Source organism: Hymenobacter psoromatis, from assembly GCA_001596155.1.
GTDB lineage: Bacteria > Bacteroidota > Bacteroidia > Cytophagales > Hymenobacteraceae > Hymenobacter.
Genome location: CP014771.1, coordinates 4,499,525 through 4,515,218 on the forward strand (window position 1 = coordinate 4,499,525; position 15,694 = coordinate 4,515,218).

At 59.9% G+C, this 15,694-nt stretch carries 15 protein-coding genes; 8 read left to right on the forward strand and 7 right to left on the reverse strand.

Annotated elements, in window-relative coordinates; translation table 11 throughout:
* The first annotated feature begins 26 nt into the window (after positions 1-26).
* The 3 genes from A0257_19090 (at position 27) to A0257_19100 (ending at position 1,866) form a co-directional block, all read left to right on the forward strand.
* The gene (locus A0257_19090) at positions 27-293 is read left to right on the forward strand and encodes a cytochrome b5 (GenBank protein ID AMR28996.1); all 267 of its coding nucleotides are present in this window, start codon (positions 27-29) and stop codon (positions 291-293) included.
* A 118-nt stretch (positions 294-411) separates the two neighbouring features.
* The gene (locus A0257_19095; protein AMR28997.1) at positions 412-1,209 is read left to right on the forward strand and encodes an N-acetylmuramic acid 6-phosphate etherase; all 798 of its coding nucleotides are present in this window, start codon (positions 412-414) and stop codon (positions 1,207-1,209) included.
* 90 nt (positions 1,210-1,299) lie between these two features.
* Positions 1,300-1,866, forward strand: coding sequence for a hypothetical protein (locus A0257_19100; protein AMR28998.1), 567 nt, complete (start codon positions 1,300-1,302; stop codon positions 1,864-1,866).
* A 677-nt stretch (positions 1,867-2,543) separates the two neighbouring features.
* Here the strand turns inward: A0257_19100 and A0257_19105 are convergent.
* From A0257_19105 to A0257_19115, 3 genes are all read right to left on the reverse strand, one after another.
* A complete protein-coding gene (locus A0257_19105) occupies positions 2,544-2,765 on the reverse strand; it encodes a hypothetical protein (protein ID AMR28999.1) in 222 nt (73 codons plus the stop codon).
* Positions 2,766-2,850: 85 nt separating this feature from the next.
* Positions 2,851-4,170, reverse strand: a complete 1,320-nt coding sequence (locus A0257_19110) for a ribosome biogenesis GTPase Der (GenBank protein AMR29000.1) — start codon at positions 4,168-4,170, stop codon at positions 2,851-2,853.
* A 214-nt stretch (positions 4,171-4,384) separates the two neighbouring features.
* A complete protein-coding gene (locus A0257_19115; protein ID AMR29001.1) occupies positions 4,385-5,281 on the reverse strand; it encodes a GTPase Era in 897 nt (298 codons plus the stop codon).
* 356 nt (positions 5,282-5,637) lie between these two features.
* Between A0257_19115 and A0257_19120 the strand changes: the two genes are divergently transcribed.
* A complete protein-coding gene (locus A0257_19120; protein AMR29002.1) occupies positions 5,638-6,291 on the forward strand; it encodes a hypothetical protein in 654 nt (217 codons plus the stop codon).
* A gap of 13 nt (positions 6,292-6,304) precedes the next feature.
* Here A0257_19120 and A0257_19125 read toward each other — a convergent pair whose 3' ends face one another.
* The gene (locus A0257_19125) at positions 6,305-7,330 is read right to left on the reverse strand and encodes an AraC family transcriptional regulator (protein ID AMR29003.1); all 1,026 of its coding nucleotides are present in this window, start codon (positions 7,328-7,330) and stop codon (positions 6,305-6,307) included.
* A gap of 72 nt (positions 7,331-7,402) precedes the next feature.
* Here A0257_19125 and A0257_19130 point away from each other — a divergent pair, with 72 nt between their 5' ends.
* Positions 7,403-8,464: a ferrochelatase gene (locus A0257_19130; GenBank protein AMR29004.1), complete on the forward strand. Its 1,062-nt coding sequence runs from the start codon at positions 7,403-7,405 to the stop codon at positions 8,462-8,464.
* Positions 8,465-8,550: 86 nt separating this feature from the next.
* Here A0257_19130 and A0257_19135 read toward each other — a convergent pair whose 3' ends face one another.
* A complete protein-coding gene (locus tag A0257_19135) occupies positions 8,551-8,943 on the reverse strand; it encodes a hypothetical protein (GenBank protein ID AMR29005.1) in 393 nt (130 codons plus the stop codon).
* 12 nt (positions 8,944-8,955) lie between these two features.
* Positions 8,956-9,573, reverse strand: a complete 618-nt coding sequence (locus tag A0257_19140) for a hypothetical protein (protein ID AMR29006.1) — start codon at positions 9,571-9,573, stop codon at positions 8,956-8,958.
* Between the two features lie 129 nt (positions 9,574-9,702).
* On the opposite strand from A0257_19140, the gene A0257_19145 reads away from it, so the two are divergent.
* Positions 9,703-10,689 carry a hypothetical protein gene (locus A0257_19145; protein ID AMR29007.1) on the forward strand — a complete coding sequence of 329 codons (987 nt, stop codon included), beginning with the start codon at positions 9,703-9,705 and terminating at the stop codon, positions 10,687-10,689.
* Positions 10,686-11,861 (forward strand): hypothetical protein, encoded by a 1,176-nt coding sequence (locus tag A0257_19150; GenBank protein AMR29008.1) that lies wholly within the window; start codon positions 10,686-10,688, stop codon positions 11,859-11,861. The genes A0257_19145 and A0257_19150 overlap by 4 nt, the downstream gene beginning before the upstream one ends.
* Before the next feature lie 120 nt (positions 11,862-11,981).
* On the opposite strand, the gene A0257_19155 is transcribed toward A0257_19150, so the two are convergent.
* Complete coding sequence (locus A0257_19155) at positions 11,982-12,704, reverse strand: hypothetical protein (GenBank protein AMR29009.1); 723 nt, start codon at positions 12,702-12,704, stop codon at positions 11,982-11,984.
* 135 nt (positions 12,705-12,839) lie between these two features.
* On the opposite strand from A0257_19155, the gene A0257_19160 reads away from it, so the two are divergent.
* The gene (locus A0257_19160) at positions 12,840-15,683 is read left to right on the forward strand and encodes an excinuclease ABC subunit A (GenBank protein AMR29010.1); all 2,844 of its coding nucleotides are present in this window, start codon (positions 12,840-12,842) and stop codon (positions 15,681-15,683) included.
* The last annotated feature ends 11 nt before the right edge of the window (positions 15,684-15,694 follow it).

Here is a 15,694-nt window from a genome sequence, read left to right on the forward strand (position 1 = left end):
AAAAATGAATATATTAACTAGAATTTATGAACCAGGAACCAGAAACTTATAAAAACCAGGAGCTAAAAACCTACACTCGCAGCCAGTTAGCCCTGCGCAATGGCCAGGACCGCGACGAAATCTGGGTGGCGTATCAGGGCAATATCTACGATGTTGGCCGCTCGCGGCTCTGGCAGCGCGGCAACCACTACGAGCACTGGGCCGGCCAGGACCTCACCCGCGAGCTGGACGAAGACGCGCCGCACATCGCCACCGTTTTTGATAAATTTCAGATAATCGGCAAGCTCGCGTAGGGTAAGCTTCAGCAAATGTGCGGTAAGCTTTAGCTTGCCGTGCGTTGCCATCTTCCTGCCGATAACCCGGCAGCTAAAGCTTACCCTGCACGCCTAAAGCTTACCCTACATTCGCCCCATGACCACCGAAACTACCTCTGCCTACAACAACCTCGAAACGCTACCCACCGCTGCCCTGCTGGCGGGCCTGAACCAACTCGACCAGACCGTGCCGCTGGCTGTGCAAAAGGCTCTACCCCAAGTCGAAGCGCTGGTGGAGGCCGTGGTGGCGCGGCTGCGCGCCGGAGGCCGGCTATTCTACATTGGGGCTGGCACGAGCGGCCGGCTGGGGGTAGTAGATGCCTCCGAGTGCCCGCCCACGTTTGGGGTGCCGGCCGGGCGGGTAGTCGGCATCATGGCCGGCGGCGACGGGGCCATTCGGCAAGCCGTAGAAGGCGCTGAGGATAATGCTACGCAGGCCTGGGCTGATTTACAGCAGTTTAACGCCAATGAGAAGGACGTGCTGGTGGGCATAGCCGCTTCGGGCCGCACGCCCTACGTGATAGGCGGCCTGCAAGCGGCGCGCGCCGCTGGCCTCGCCACCGGCTGCGTGGTCTGCAACGCCGGCTCGGCCGTCGCGGCGGCCTGCGAGTTTCCGGTGGAGGTAGTTACCGGCCCCGAGTTCATCACGGGCAGCACGCGCCTGAAAGCGGGCACGGCGCAAAAACTGGTGCTCAACATGCTGACTACGGCCACTTTTATTCGGCTGGGCCGCGTGAAAGGTAACAAAATGGTGGACATGCAGCTCAGCAATGATAAGCTCGTGGAGCGCGGCCAGCGCATGTTGATGGACGAGCTGGCCATTCCGGCCGCCGAAGCGGCCGACTTGCTGCGCCAGCACGGCTCGGTGCGGGCCGCTCTGGCCGCCGCAAGGTGAACTTCGCGTTCCTGGTTGGTAGTTTCTAGTTGCTGGTTTGAACGACAACTAGAAACCAGCAACCAGGAACCAGCAACTAAAGAGAAGGCCATGCACACCATCGAACCCCATTACAATTGGATTGAGCAGTATTCAGCTGCCGAAGACCCGCGCTCGCCGCTCTTCGGTGCCGAATATAGCCTCGATACGTATAGCAATACTATTTACGGCTACTACATTCATCCTCAGTGGGATAGTATCGAATCGGATACACTGTTTTTCAAGATTCTGTGGGTCGATTACGATGATGGGGGTGCCATTCTGGAGTTTATCGGCGAATGGAACGACGCTATTGAGAACGACATCATGCAGCTCAAGCGCAGCATCCTGGATGTGCTGGTGCACGAAGGCATCCGGCGGTTCATTCTCATTGGCGAAAACGTATTCAATTTCCACGGCTCCGACGATAGCTATTATGAGGAGTGGTTTGAGGATGTGGAAGATGGCTGGATTGCGGGCGTCAACTTTCAGGACCACGTGCGCCGCGAAATGGGGCAATATAACCTCGACCACTACATCAATTTTGGGGGCACGCTCGACGATTTGCCCTGGCGCACTTACGAGCCGCGCCGCCTGTTCGAAGAAGTCGATGGTCTGTTGCGGCGGCGGCTTGGCTAAGTAGCCTCCCCACCCACCAAGGGGCGGCGCAAGGGGGGTAGGGACCCACAAAGAAGGGATGCAGAAGCCGGCATGTGCCGGCTTCTGCATCCCTTCTTTGCGCAGAATAGTAAGCGCTACTATTCCTTTTTCTTGTTCTTGTGGCCTTTAGGAGAGGCTACTTCCCCATCGTCCTTTTGTGAGCCTGCCGCATCGGTAATGATACGGTTCTGCTCGGCTACGGAGCCTTTATATACTTCGGGGCCATTTTGCTTGCGCAGCTTGCGCCGACGCTTCAGTTCGGCTTTGCTCATCGGAGCCTGTTCCGGAGATGTTTGCTTGATAGTTAGGGGCAAGGCTGACGACGATGTAAGCGGGGCGGCTTCAACCGCTGAGGCGCCAGCCAGCAGGGCTACGAAAAGAATGTTTTTCATGGTAATCGGTGAAGGTATGCGGAAAGATAGGGGAGATTTTGCACTCTTAGTACGTTGGCTTGACTAATTTTGATGCAAAACGTACTTTGAATAATACAGTAAGTGGAGTTTGGCAAGCGGCTGATGCCATAAATGCCTGCTCTACGGTTTCAAAATACATGCCAGCAATTTTCTGCCCATCAAGCACCTAAAAAAAGCTCTGTCCGTGAAGGCAGAGCTTTTTTTAGGTGCTTGATAATAACCAGCGTGGTTATTATCAAGCTGTTACTTAGGGTCTTTCGCGTCAGCAGCGTCGCCGATAGCTTCGCCTTTCTTGTCGGCCGAGTCGCGAACGACATCTGCCTTAGCTTCCATAGCGTCAGCTTTGGCTTCGCCTTCAGCTTTCACCGCGTTGCCTTGAGCTTCCATAGCATCTTCTTTTTTGCTGTCGCACGAGGCGAGCGACAGTGACATGGCAGCAACGGCGAGAAACAGTACTTTTTTCATGGTGTTAGGTTGGAAAGGGTTTTTTGATAGTTTCCACCCTTAATACTTAGCTACTGCGGAGGTAACCCAATACTTCATCAAAAACTTACTTTTTCCGAAAAGCCAGCCCGATGGGCACTCCCTTGAAGTCAAAATGCTCGCGCATGCGGTTTTCGAGGTAGCGGGCGTAGGAATCAGGGATATACTGCGGCAGGTTGCAGAAAAAGGCAAACACCGGGTTGTGCGTGGGCAGCTGGGTAGCGTACTTGATGCGCACCATCTTGCCTTTCTGAATGGGCGGTGGGTATTTCTCAATCTCCTTCAGCATCACGTCGTTGAGCTGCGAAGTCGGGATTTTCTTGCGCTTGTTCGCATACACTTCCATGATGACTTCCAGCGCTTTATGCACCCGCTGCTTGTTGAGCACCGACACGAACAAAACGGGGGGGTAGGCGATGGGCGCGATTTTCTCCATGATTTTGGCTTCAAAATCGCGGGCCGTATTCGTCTCCTTGCCCTCGATTAAGTCCCACTTATTCACCAGAATAACGATTCCCTTGCGATTCTTGTCGGCCAAGGCGATAATGCTCACGTCCTGGGCTTCGATGCTGCGGCTGGCGTCGAGCATAACCACGCACACGTCGCTGGCCTCCATCGCGCGCAGGGTGCGCATGTTGGAGTAAAACTCGACGTCCTCGTTCACGCGCGCCTTGCGGCGCAAGCCGGCCGTATCGACCAGCATAAACTCGTGGCCGAAAGCGCTGTACTTGGCTTCAATCGAGTCGCGGGTGGTGCCGGCAATGTCGGTCACGATGCTGCGCTCTTCGCCCAGCAACAGGTTGACAAACGACGACTTACCCACGTTGGGGCGGCCCAGCACGGCAATGCGGGGTAGGCCGGCGTTGGGCTCTTCCTCGCCCACTTCCTCGAAGTGGCTGACCACGGCATCCAGCAATTCGCCGGTGCCCGAGCCATTCGCTGAGCTAATGGCAAATACTTCCGTATTGCCGAGGCCCAGCGCGTAAAATTCGCCCGAGCCTTGGGCACGTAAGTTGGTATCGGCCTTATTGGCAACCAGGTAGATTGGCTTTTTGCCGATGTAGCGGCGCAGCACTTCGGCAAATTCTTCGTCGAGGCCCTGCACACCGGCGTCGGCATCGACCATGAACAGGATAACGTCGGCCTCGTCAATGGCCAGCTTCACCTGGCGGTTGATTTCGCTCTCGAAAATATCGTCCGAGTTGTGGACGTAGCCGCCCGTGTCAATGACGGTAAAGTTGTGGCCAATCCAGTCGCCGTAGCCGTAGTGGCGGTCGCGGGTTACCCCGCTTTGGTTGTCCATAATGGCCTGGCGGCGGCCCACCAAGCGGTTGAACAGGGTGGACTTGCCCACGTTGGGGCGGCCCACTATTGCAATGGTATTCATGTAGTTGGCTCCAGCCGCCGGCCCGACCAATGGCGCGGCAGTACCCGGAGTAGTTAGGGGTTAAAATGGTCGAATTTTATAAGCGTAAGTCTGAAACGTTCGTCATTGCGAGCGCAGCGCGGCAATCGTATCCGCACGATAGGCGAACGACTGGCGTGCGTATCGGCTTGGTGCGATTGCTTCGCTTTGCTCGCAATGACAAAAGCGGTGGTTGCTACTGATACCCGAATCGGCTCAACGCCTTGGCATCGGTGCGCCAGTTCGCGTTCACTTTCACGAACAATTCCAGGAACACTTTTTTCTGAAAAAACTTCTCCATTTCCTCGCGGGCCCAGGTACCGACTTTCTTCAGAGCCTCGCCCTTGGCCCCAATGATGATGCCCTTCTGACTGTCGCGCTCCACGTAAATGACGCCGCGAATGCGGATAATGTCGTCGTCTTCCTTGAACTCTTCGATGGCGACCTCGCAGCTGTAAGGCACCTCTTTTTTGTAGAGCTTGAAGATTTTTTCGCGCACCATTTCGGCAGCGAAAAAGCGCTCGGGCTTGTCGGTAAGCTCGTCCTTGGGGTAGTAGGGCGGGTGAATGGGCAGGCTTTCGAGGGCCAGCTGCAACACGCGCTCGGTGCCGAAGGCGTTGAGGGCCGAGATGGGCAGCACGTCGGTGGCATTGGGCAGCTGCTCTTTCCAGTAGGCGAGCTTGGCTTCCACGTCGGCCTGGTTGGCCTGGTCTATCTTATTGACCAGGATGTAGATAGGCGTGTCCTCCGTTTTGCGCAGGCGCTCAATCACGGGCTCCTCGTCGTACTTTTCGTAGATGTCGGTGACGAACAGAATCACGTCGGCATCTTCCAAAGACGAATACACGAAGGCCATCATGGCGTTGTGCAGCTCATATTTGGGCTGGATAATACCGGGCGTGTCGGAGTAGATGAGCTGAAAATCGTCGCCGTTGAGAATACCCAGAATGCGATGGCGCGTGGTCTGGGCCTTGCTCGTTACAATGCTCAGGCGCTCGCCCACCAGCGCATTCATCAGCGTAGATTTGCCCACGTTGGGCTTGCCAATGATGCTGACAAAGCCGGCACGGTGAGGCTTAGGTTCAGGATTCACAGTAGATAATTGTAAGGATAGTTTTGAAAATCAGCCTGCAAAGGTACGAAATTTTTAGTGGCCAGCCGCTGGTGGAATTGGAACAAAGCAGCCGGTCGGCGTGAGGATGCCGTATCCATTCGGCACTCTTTCCGACAAGGAAAGGGAGAGCTGGTTCCAGGTTTTGGCTATATAGCTCCAACAGTTGGCGTAGGGTTTACTCGCTGCTTGTCGAAATAAAGAGCTAGGGCAAGAAGCACCCGCAGAGGACAGAACCGCTTGCGCGAAAAGTCAATTCGATTTACGGAAACCATCAGTAAACCCAGGGGCAGCCGCTAGGACCTTTGTGCTGAACAAACACCCTCAGATTTTCTGCCATGTTTTTAGGTCATTTCGGAGTTGGTTTTGCCGCCAAGCCCCTGCAACCGCGCGTATCGTTGGGTACCCTGTTTCTGGCGGCGCAACTAGCTGATTTGCTGTGGCCCACGCTGCTGCTGCTGGGCGTAGAGCGCGTAGAAATAAAGCCCGGTCTGATGGCCGCTTCGCCCTTTGATTTTGTGTATTATCCCTTTTCGCATAGTCTGTTGGCGCAGTTGCTGCTTGGTTTGGCGCTGGGCCTGGGTTATGGCCTGCTGCGGCATAACTGGCGCGGGGCGCTGCTGGTGGGCCTGCTGGTGCCCAGCCACTGGCTACTCGACCTGCTCATGCACCGCCCCGACCTGCCCTTCTATCCTGGTCATTCGCCCGAGGTGGGTTTGGGACTCTGGAACTACCTGCCCGCCACGCTGCTCCTGGAACTGGGAGCGCTGCTGGCCGGCCTCTGGGTGTACGTGCGCCGCACCCGGCCCCGTACCCGCGCCGGCCGCTACGGCCTGTGGATACTGGTGGGCCTGCTGGTGGCTTCTTATCTGGGGAGTGAGCTTGGCCCGGCCCCGGCCAGTGTGGCGGCCATCGCCTGGGGCGGCCAACTGCTGTGGCTATTCGTGGGTCTGGGATATTGGGTCGATGCCAACCGGGAACTGGTGAGCTAGTTGGGGAGGGGGGCTACCTCATAAGTCCCGCCCGCTGCTGCCGAAAGGCACCGGGCGTCTGGCCCGTCCAGCGCCGAAAGGAGCGCACGAATACGCTCGGCTCAGCGAAGCCCAATAAGAAAGCGATGTCGGTGGTGCTGTGGTGATTTTCGCGCAGGTGGCGCTCGGCCAGCTCGCGACGTACCTCGTCGAGCAGCTGCTGGTAGCTGTGGCCGGCTTGGCGCAAGTGCAACTGCAAGGTGCGGGGGGCAAGGCACAGGGCATCGGCCACGGTGGACAGGGTAGGGACTGCTCCCTTGAGCAGACGCACCAGTTCGGCTCGCACGCGGTCGGGCAGGCTGGCAGGCTGGTGTAGGCGAGCCAGCAGAGCGGCAGCGTGCGGCTCCATCATGGCCAGTAGTTGTGGGTCAGCGTTGAGCACGGGCAGGTCGAGCACGGCGGCCGGCAGGCGCAGGGCTGAGTCGGGGGTTCCGAATTGAATCGGCGCGGGCGCAAACACACGGGCGTGCTCGTGGCTGGCGGCCGGCGCGGGGTAAGCCAGGCGCACGGCCTCGGGTACCAGGGGCTGGCCGCTCAGCATCCGCAGGATGCGCAGGCACACCAGCAGTTCGGAGTTGAGCACAAAATGGGGATAAATAATGGCCGGGCTGGTAATTTCTATTACCAGCTCAATGCTGGCCCCCAGGCGGCGCAGGCTGGTGCGGGTGCCGTTGCACACGATATCCTGGTAGCAGCAGAGCTGCTGCATAGCGGTCCCCAGAGTAGGGCTGTGCATGAGCACATAGGATAGTATCCCGAAGGCGGCGGGGTTGGTTTGCTCGGCCAGATGTAAGTCGAGATAGGGGTCGGCGGTGGCCTCAATAGCGAGTTGCCACAGGCGCTGCATGGCTGCGATGGGCAGGCGGGCATCGGGATGATGAAGCTGGCTGGCATCAAGGGGCACGGCCCGGCACAAGGCGGCCGGGTCGGCCCCGCGCTGGGCGGCGGCGTGTAGCAGCAGGGCAGCCGAGGCAGCCGATAAGGTGGCGGTAGGGGGCATAAGCGGATGTAGCCTCGCAGGGCGCGGCCGAAAATACGGGCCGCCATTCGAACCACCCGCCCGTAATTTTGTATGATAGTAACTCCTGCTTTATTTATGCCTACCCCCACCCGCCGCATTGGCGTCCTGCTGGTAAACCTCGGCACGCCCGACTCGCCCCAAACCAGCGACGTGCGCCGCTACCTCAACGAATTTCTCACTGATGGTCGCGTCGTGGATATGCCGGCGGCCGTGCGCTACCCCCTGTTTCAGGGCCTGGTGGTGCCGTTGCGCGCCCCGAAATCGGCCAAAATTTACCGGCAGCTCTGGGATGCCGAGCGCGGCTCGCCGCTGCTTTTTCATGGCCTCGACCTGAAAGCCGCCGTGCAGCAAGCGCTGGGCGAGGACTACGTGGTGGCCTTCGGCATGCGCTACCAGAAGCCCAGCATCGAGACGGCGCTGGAAGAGCTGCGCAAAGCGGCCGTGAACCGCATCATCGTCCTGCCCCTCTTTCCGCAGTACGCGGCGGCCAGCACCGGCTCGGTGCAGGAAAAGGTGATGGACATTGTAAAAGACTGGTGGATAGTGCCCAGCATTAACTTTATCAGCCAGTTTGCTACGGAGCCGGGCTTTATTGCCAGCATTGTGGCGCGGGGCCGCGCCGCAATGGCCGAGCGCTCGTTCGACCATGTAGTATTGAGTTACCACGGCATTCCGGAGCGGCACGTGAAAAAAGGCGACCCCACCAACTACTGCCAGTTTGGGGCCTGCTGCAACTCGCTAACGCCGGCCAACCAGTATTGCTACCGGGCGCAGTGCTTTGCCACCTCGCGGCTGGTGGCGGCGGGCCTGGGCCTGCGCGACGACCAGTACACCGTAACCTTCCAGAGCCGCCTGCAAAGCCGCTTGCGCGACCCCTGGCTGAAGCCTTACACCGACGAGGTGCTCAAGGAATTTCCGGCCAGAGGCATTAAGAGCGTACTGGCCTTTTCGCCGGCCTTTGTTGCCGACTGCCTCGAAACGACCATCGAAGTAGGCACGGAATTCCGGGAATTATTCGAAGAAAACGGCGGCGAACACTGGCAGCTGGTGCCCTCGCTAAACTCGGAGCCGCAGTGGGTAACGGCCGTGGCCGAAATGATAAAGGCAAGTTAATAATCTCGTAATCAGCGAAGAGCCCGGCCACTTCTGTCGTTCAACGACGGAGGTAGCCGGGCTCTTCGCTGCGTAGATGCTATCCGCTAGCTGCTCAGCCCCAGCTTCTCCCGCATTTCTTCCTCAAACTCGGGTGGCAGCATGAAGTCGATGAAGGGGGGGTAGGCATGCACCGTTTCGCGGCTGAGGGCCGTGACGAAAACGCTGTTGCCCTCGATATCGAGATGCACGGCGGCCATTGGCAGCAGAATGCGCTGCTCGGTGTGGGGCCGCGGCGCGGGCACGCCGGGCAGGCCGCCCACCAGCACCACATCGAGGTACAGAATGCGCTGCGATACCGGGTCGGCCAGTAGTTCATTCACAGTGCCGAGCGACTGGCCATCGCTGCCGCGCACGGTCCAGCCGCGTGGGTCGGGGTCGCTGGCCACCAACTCGAAAGTAGGAAGGTCGCGCAGGCGGCGCAAAACGGGGCTACTCATGGGGGGTAGGGATTACAAAACGTCCTTGGCAGGGTAGCTCATCGTGTTGAGCAACGTAGTAAGCTGCGTGAGGTAGGCGCGGTTTTGAGCCTGCTCGTCGGGCGTGGCATCTCGGCCCGAAAGCTGGTTGGCTTGCAGGCTGAGCGCGCTGACCTCCGTTTGCAGGTTGGGGTAGCCTTTTTGCTGCACGGCCAGCAGCAGGTTGGCGGCAGCCACCAGGCCGGGGCGCAGGCCGGCCCGTGGGTCGCCGTCGGCGAGGCGGGCGGTGGCGCTGGTGTAGTTATCGCGCTGCTCTCTGATGGCCGCGTCGTCGCGCAGGTCGGCGCGGTCGGCCAGCTGCGTGAGCTTAGGGCTAAGGTTCAAGAGCATCGTGCGTGCCTCGCTGGCAAGGCCGGCTGCCACCGAGTCAGGGACTGGTGGGGAGGGAGCACTGGCACCAGCACTATTCTGAGCCAGGCTGTCGATAGGCACGAGGGGCGTCCCTATCTCCGTTTGGTGGGGCATTGGCTCATCGGCCTTATTGAGGCGCAGGTAGGCATAAGCGGCCGCAGCCAGCAGCAGCACGGCCAGCGCAACAACCAGCCAGGGGCTAGGGGATGATTTTTTGGGTTGAATGCGTAATTCGGCCATAAACGAAAGGGAGGGGGTAGGGTAGCCTCTTTTACGCGGCCGGGCCGCTGGCAGTTAGGGGTAGGGCTCTGCAAAGTACAGCTTCTCGCCTATGTTTACACCAAGTATCTACCCTTGCTCCCATTCTTTATGGCCTACACCACCCGCCTGCTGGCCCAGCTAACCGCCGACGGCTTGCTACCCCCCGCCCAGGCCGCCAGCATTGCCGACGACGAGCGCACCCGGCCCTTCTCGCTGCACTACGAGTTGCGGGCGCTGCTTTACTTGGGCAGCGTGCTGCTGGTGGGCGGCCTGGGCGTGCTCATCTATGAAAACCGCGATAGCCTGGGCCAGGAAGCCATTACGGCCCTCATTGCTCTGCTGATGGCGGGTATCTTTGCCTACGCGGCGCGGCACCGGCCGGCCTTTACCTGGGGCGAGGCCCCGCGCACCTCCATCGCGGCCGACTACCTGCTGCTGCTCGGCTGCCTCCTGTTTTTGGTGCTCGAAGGTTACGTGCAATACGCCTACGGCGTATTTGGCACCCGCTATGGGCTGGTGACGCTGCTGCCGGCCGCGTTGTTTTTCGGGCTAGCCTACCGCTACGACCACCGGGGCGTACTCAGCATGGCCGTCACGGCGCTGGCCGCCTGGGTCGGGGTGAGCGTGGCCCCGCTGGCGGTGTTCCAGAACGCCGATTATTTTCAGGCCGCCCTCAGCCGGCCGGCGCTGGGGCTGGGCCTGGTGCTGGTGGCCGCCGGGCTGGCCTCGGAGCGCTGGCGGCTAAAGGCGCATTTTGCTTATACATATCTGCTGCTGGGTAGCAATCTAGCCTTGCTGGCGGCTACCAACTTGTTTTTTGAGCGCACGGGGCTAGCGGCGTTCGGCTGCTGGCTGCTGGTGCTGGGCATTTGCGCGGGGTTGTTCTGGTATGCCCGGCGCACGCAGTCGTATTTATTTCTGCTGCTGGCCGTGGGCTACGGCTACGTGGTGGGCACGGCGGGCCTGTATCGGTTGCTGGCAGTAGGGCAGTTGGAGGATTTGCTGTTTGGCTTGGGTACGCTCTACTTTCCGCTCACGCTGGGCGCGCTGGTGTTGTTTTTTGTCAAAATTAAAAAAATCCTCCGCCTCAAATGAGTTGGTACGCCTACCCCCTAGCTTGGGCCGAACACGATGCCCTGCGCCAAGCCGCCCGGCGCTGGCAGCGCCGCGGCCTGCTAACGGCCGCCCAGCAAGCCGCCATTGAAACCGCGTACCCGGTGGGCTACGAGCGGCCAGTATTGTTTTTGCGCATCGGCCTCTTCGGGGCCGCGCTCTTCGGAATTAGCAGCCTGCTAGGGATGGTAGGCTTGATGACGGGGCTGGAGGTCAGTCCGCTGCTCTACGGCGTGCTGGCGCTGGTCGGGTGCCTGGCCGGCCTGGAGCTGGTCATCCGAAATTCCCGTCACTACCGCTCGGGTCTCGATAACGCGCTGCTGTACTGCGCGCTGCTGGCCTGGGGTTTTCTGGTGGCGTATGGGCTGCGCGATTTGCTATCCGACTCGCTCGGCAGCTCCAACCTCTGGCTGTGGCTGCTGCCCGTGCTGCTGGCCCTATTAGCCGCCTTACTGCGCTACGCCGACCCGGTAGTGGCCGCCGCCACGTTCGTAACGGCCTTAGCCCTACTGGCTAATGGCCTGCTGCAAAGCAGCACCGGCCGCTTGCTTCTACCCTTCGCCGTGATGACGGCCAGCGGCGCGCTGCTGCTGGCACTGCGCGGGCTGCCGGCGCGGGCCGATTATTTCTACTACCGCTCGGCCGGACTGGTGCTGCGCACGCTGGGCCTGGCCGTGTTCTACCTGGCCGGCAACTACCTAGTGGTGCGCGAGGGCAACGCCGAACTGCTGGGCGGAGGTAGCCCCTCAGCCGAGATTCCGCTGGCCTTCCTGTTCTGGCTGTTCACGGCGGTTATTCCCTTGTTATATATAACCCTGGGCCTGCGCCGCCACGACCGGTTACTATTGAATATGGGCCTGCTGGCGGTGGCGTTTTCCCTCTTCACGCTGCGCACGTACCACGCGCTGTTGCCGCCGGCGGTAGCGTCGGCTATCGGCGGAGCGGTACTGCTGGCCGTGGCCCTGGCCGCGCTGCGCTACCTGCGCGCGCCGCGCCACGGCCTCACCGCCGCCGCCGATGAAGACGCGGACCCCCACTTCAAGCTCGAAACCTTCATCACCGCCGAAACTGCTCACGCGCCCGCCGCGCCCGAAGCCGGCTTCCAGTTTGGCGGCGGCCACTCGGGCGGCGGCGGGGCCGAGGGGCAGTTTTAAGGGGCCGGTAGGCGAGGCTGAACATTTTTGCGCCGCGTCCCGTTATATTTGCATTGGTCTGACCCCGGATTATTTTGGAAGTAGGACCCCTTGGGGCCGCCGCGAGGTGGCCCCCTTTTTTTATAGCATCTGAATGCCAAGCGATGATTCGGAAGGCTTTTTCAATAGATTAATCGGGTCCAGGCGAGCAAAGTATTGGCTCGCCCCTTTATCCCGAATAAAATTACTGGGCGCAACCGCCTGCTTGGCAAAATAAGCCGCTACATCAGCAAGCTGGTGTAAGTAAGAGCGATGCGAATCACGAAAAACCGGCTCTTCAATCACGTACTGAAGCGCAGCTACCCCCGCCTCAGAAGGCCGTTGTAGCGCCTGCACCAAATGCGTCAGCTTCGCGCCGTCCGTATTATCGCACAAGACCAAGCCGGTAGTAGGCGGCTGAGAGCTGGCTAGGGTTTCGTCAAAAAGATGATAAAGCGCTGCCCACACTTCTGTGAAAGCAGAGCTATTAGTGCGTTGGCGTTTGTCCAAGCCCACCGTTAGTAGGCGTAAATAAGGGCTGGCCGCGCACCATTCCAAGCATTCGAGCAGAATGCGTAGCCGGTCATTGGCTGAGATGCGCGCCGCAATAGCAGTACGGTTGCTCAGAAAGACCGAGGCATGTATTTCTTCCGAAACCGGCAGCCCGTAGCGGCGCGCCAAACGCTGCCGAAAAGCAAGCAGGTTATTCGTGAAAACGGTCCAATCGCTGGCATCCAGTAGCAAGCCAGCTAAAAAGAAGTAAGCGCTGGGGCTCTTGGAAGAGATACCGGGGTCGCCGCTCTCATCCACGTAAAGAAGTTGCATAAGCCGGCAAAGAAAGCATTTTTGACTTTTTATTCGCTGGAATAGAAAAAACCGGCCAGTGTAAAAGCGGCCCGTCGGGACTTCGCCCGCCCCACGCCCGAAACCTTCCGCCCCGCTTGCGCGGTTAGCTTGTTTATGCCTGATAATTCCGCTCTGCAAATGGCCGCCCCGGCCCACGACGAAATAGACCACCTCGACCCGCGCCAGTTTATCGTTATCAAAAACGCGCGCGTCCACAACCTCAAAAACCTGAGCGTGGCGCTGCCCCGCAATAAGTTTATCGTCGTCACAGGCCTCTCGGGCTCGGGCAAGTCGAGCTTGGCTTTTGATACCTTGTACGCTGAGGGCCAGCGCATGTACGTGGAGAGCCTGAGCAGCTACGCCCGCCAGTTTCTGGGCCGCATGGACAAGCCCGACGTGGACTACATCCGGGGCATTTCGCCGGCCATCGCCATTGAGCAGAAGGTTAGTATCAAGAACAACCGCTCCACGGTGGGCACGAGCACCGAGATTTACGACTACCTCAAGCTGCTGTTTGCGCGCGTGGGCCGCACGTATTCGCCCGTGAGTGGGCAGCAGGTGCGCAAGGATTCGGTGGCGGACGTGGTGGATTTTCTCTTTTCCCTACCCCCCGATACCCGCGTTACCATCCTGGCCCCGCTGCTGCGCACCGAGCCCGGCCGGCCCATGAGCAAGGAGTTGGATTTGCTGCTGCAAAAAGGCTACGGCCGCGTGGTACTGGCCGATGGCCAAAATGCTTTCATCGAGGACCTTATCGGCGAAGGCAAGCCCGAAGTAGCGGGCGATATCTTCATCCTGATTGACCGTGCCGTGGTGCAGCCCGGCGATGAAGACCTGCAATTCCGCCTCTCCGACTCGGTGCAAACGGCCTTCTTTGAAGGCCACGGCACTTGCGTAGTGAAGCTGGACAACGAGACGCGCACGTTCTCCGATAAATTCGAGCTGGACGGGCTAATCTTTGAGGAGCCGAGCGTTAACTTCTTCTCCTTCAACAACTCCTACGGCGCGTGCCACACCTGCGAGGGCTTCGGCTCGGTGCTGGGTATTGACGAGGATTTGGTGGTGCCGGATAAAAGCATGACGGTGTACGAAGGTGCCATTGCGCCCTGGCGCACCGAAAAGCAGGGCGAGTGGCTGAAGCCGCTGCTCAAGCACGGCATTCGGTTCGACTTCCCTATTCACCGGCCTTATAATGAGTTAAGCGAGGCCGAGCAGCGCTTGCTGTGGACTGGTAACAAGCACTTTGAGGGCCTGGACGCCTATTTCAAATGGGTGAGCGAGCAGACCCACAAAATCCAGTACCGGGTGCTGCAAAGCCGCTACCGGGGCCGCACCACCTGCCCCGATTGCCGCGGCACCCGCCTGCGTAAAGACGCGCAATACGTCCGCATTGATGGCCGCAGCATTACCGATTTGGTCCTCCTACCCATCTCGGCAGCGCTGACCTTCTTCCAGACCCTGAGCCTCAGCGAGCACGAGATGGCCGTGGCCGACCGCCTGCTGGCTGAAATCACGAACCGCCTCGGCTACCTGGATAGGGTAGGGCTGGGATACCTGACCCTCAATCGCTTAAGCAACACGCTGAGCGGCGGCGAGAGTCAGCGCATTTCGCTGGCTACGTCGCTGGGTTCGGCGCTGGTGGGCTCCATGTACGTGCTCGATGAGCCGAGCATCGGCCTGCACCCGAAGGATGCCGAGCAGCTCATTGGCGTGCTGCGCTCGCTGCAAGCGCTGGGCAATACGGTGGTGGTGGTGGAGCACGAAGAGAAGATGATGGCCGCCGCCGACCAGGTAATTGACATTGGCCCCGAGGCGGGCAGTGGCGGCGGCCACCTGATGTTTCAGGGCACGTTCGCGGAGTTGATGCGGGACACCGAGACCTATACCGGCAAGTACCTGAGCGGCCTGCTGGAGGTGCCGGTGCCCACCACGCGCCGCCCCTGGCGCAACGCGCTGGAGCTGACCGGCGCGCGCGAAAACAACCTCAAGAACGTGAGCGTCAAGATTCCGCTGGGCGTGATGACGGTGGTCACGGGCGTGTCGGGTTCGGGCAAGAGCACGCTCATCCGGCGCATCCTGGCCCCGGCGTTGATGAAGATGCTGGGCGGCGGCGCGGGCGAAACTACCGGCAAATTCGACCGGCTGCTGGGCGTGAACGGCCAGGTGACGCACGTCGAGTTCGTGGACCAGAACCCCATCGGCAAGTCGTCGCGCTCGAACCCGGTGACCTACGTGAAGGCTTACGATACCATTCGGACGCTATTTTCGGACCAGCCGCTGGCCAAGGCGCGAGGCTATAAGCCCTCGCACTTCTCGTTCAACGTGGAGGGCGGGCGCTGCGAAGTGTGCCAGGGCGAGGGCCAGGTCAAAATCGAGATGCAGTTCATGGCCGACATCTACCTGACCTGCGAAAGCTGCGGCGGCCACAAGTTCAAGCAGGATGTGCTGGAAGTCAAGTTCCAGGATAAGAACATCTACGAAGTACTGGACTTGACGGTGGAAGACGCCGTGGAGTTCTTCAAAGGCCAGCCCAAAGTGGCCGAGCGCCTGCAACCGCTGCTCAACGTGGGCCTGGGTTACATCCGCCTGGGGCAGTCGGCCAACACGCTCAGCGGCGGCGAGGCGCAGCGCGTGAAGCTGGCCAGCTTCCTCACCAAAGGCGCTACCCTTCAGCAGGATAAGATACTATTCATCTTCGATGAGCCGAGCACGGGCCTGCACTTCCACGATATTGCTAAGCTGCTTTCGGCCCTAAACGCGCTGGTGGAGCAGGGCAATTCGGTGCTCATCATCGAGCACAACGTGGATATCATCAAGTGCGCCGACTGGCTCATTGACCTCGGCCCCGAGGGCGGCCTCAACGGCGGCCACCTGCTCTTCGAGGGCACGCCCGAGCAGCTGGTCAAGCTTAAAGATACCAACCACACGGCGCGGTTCCTGGCCGAAAAGGTAGGGTAGGGATGTTAACT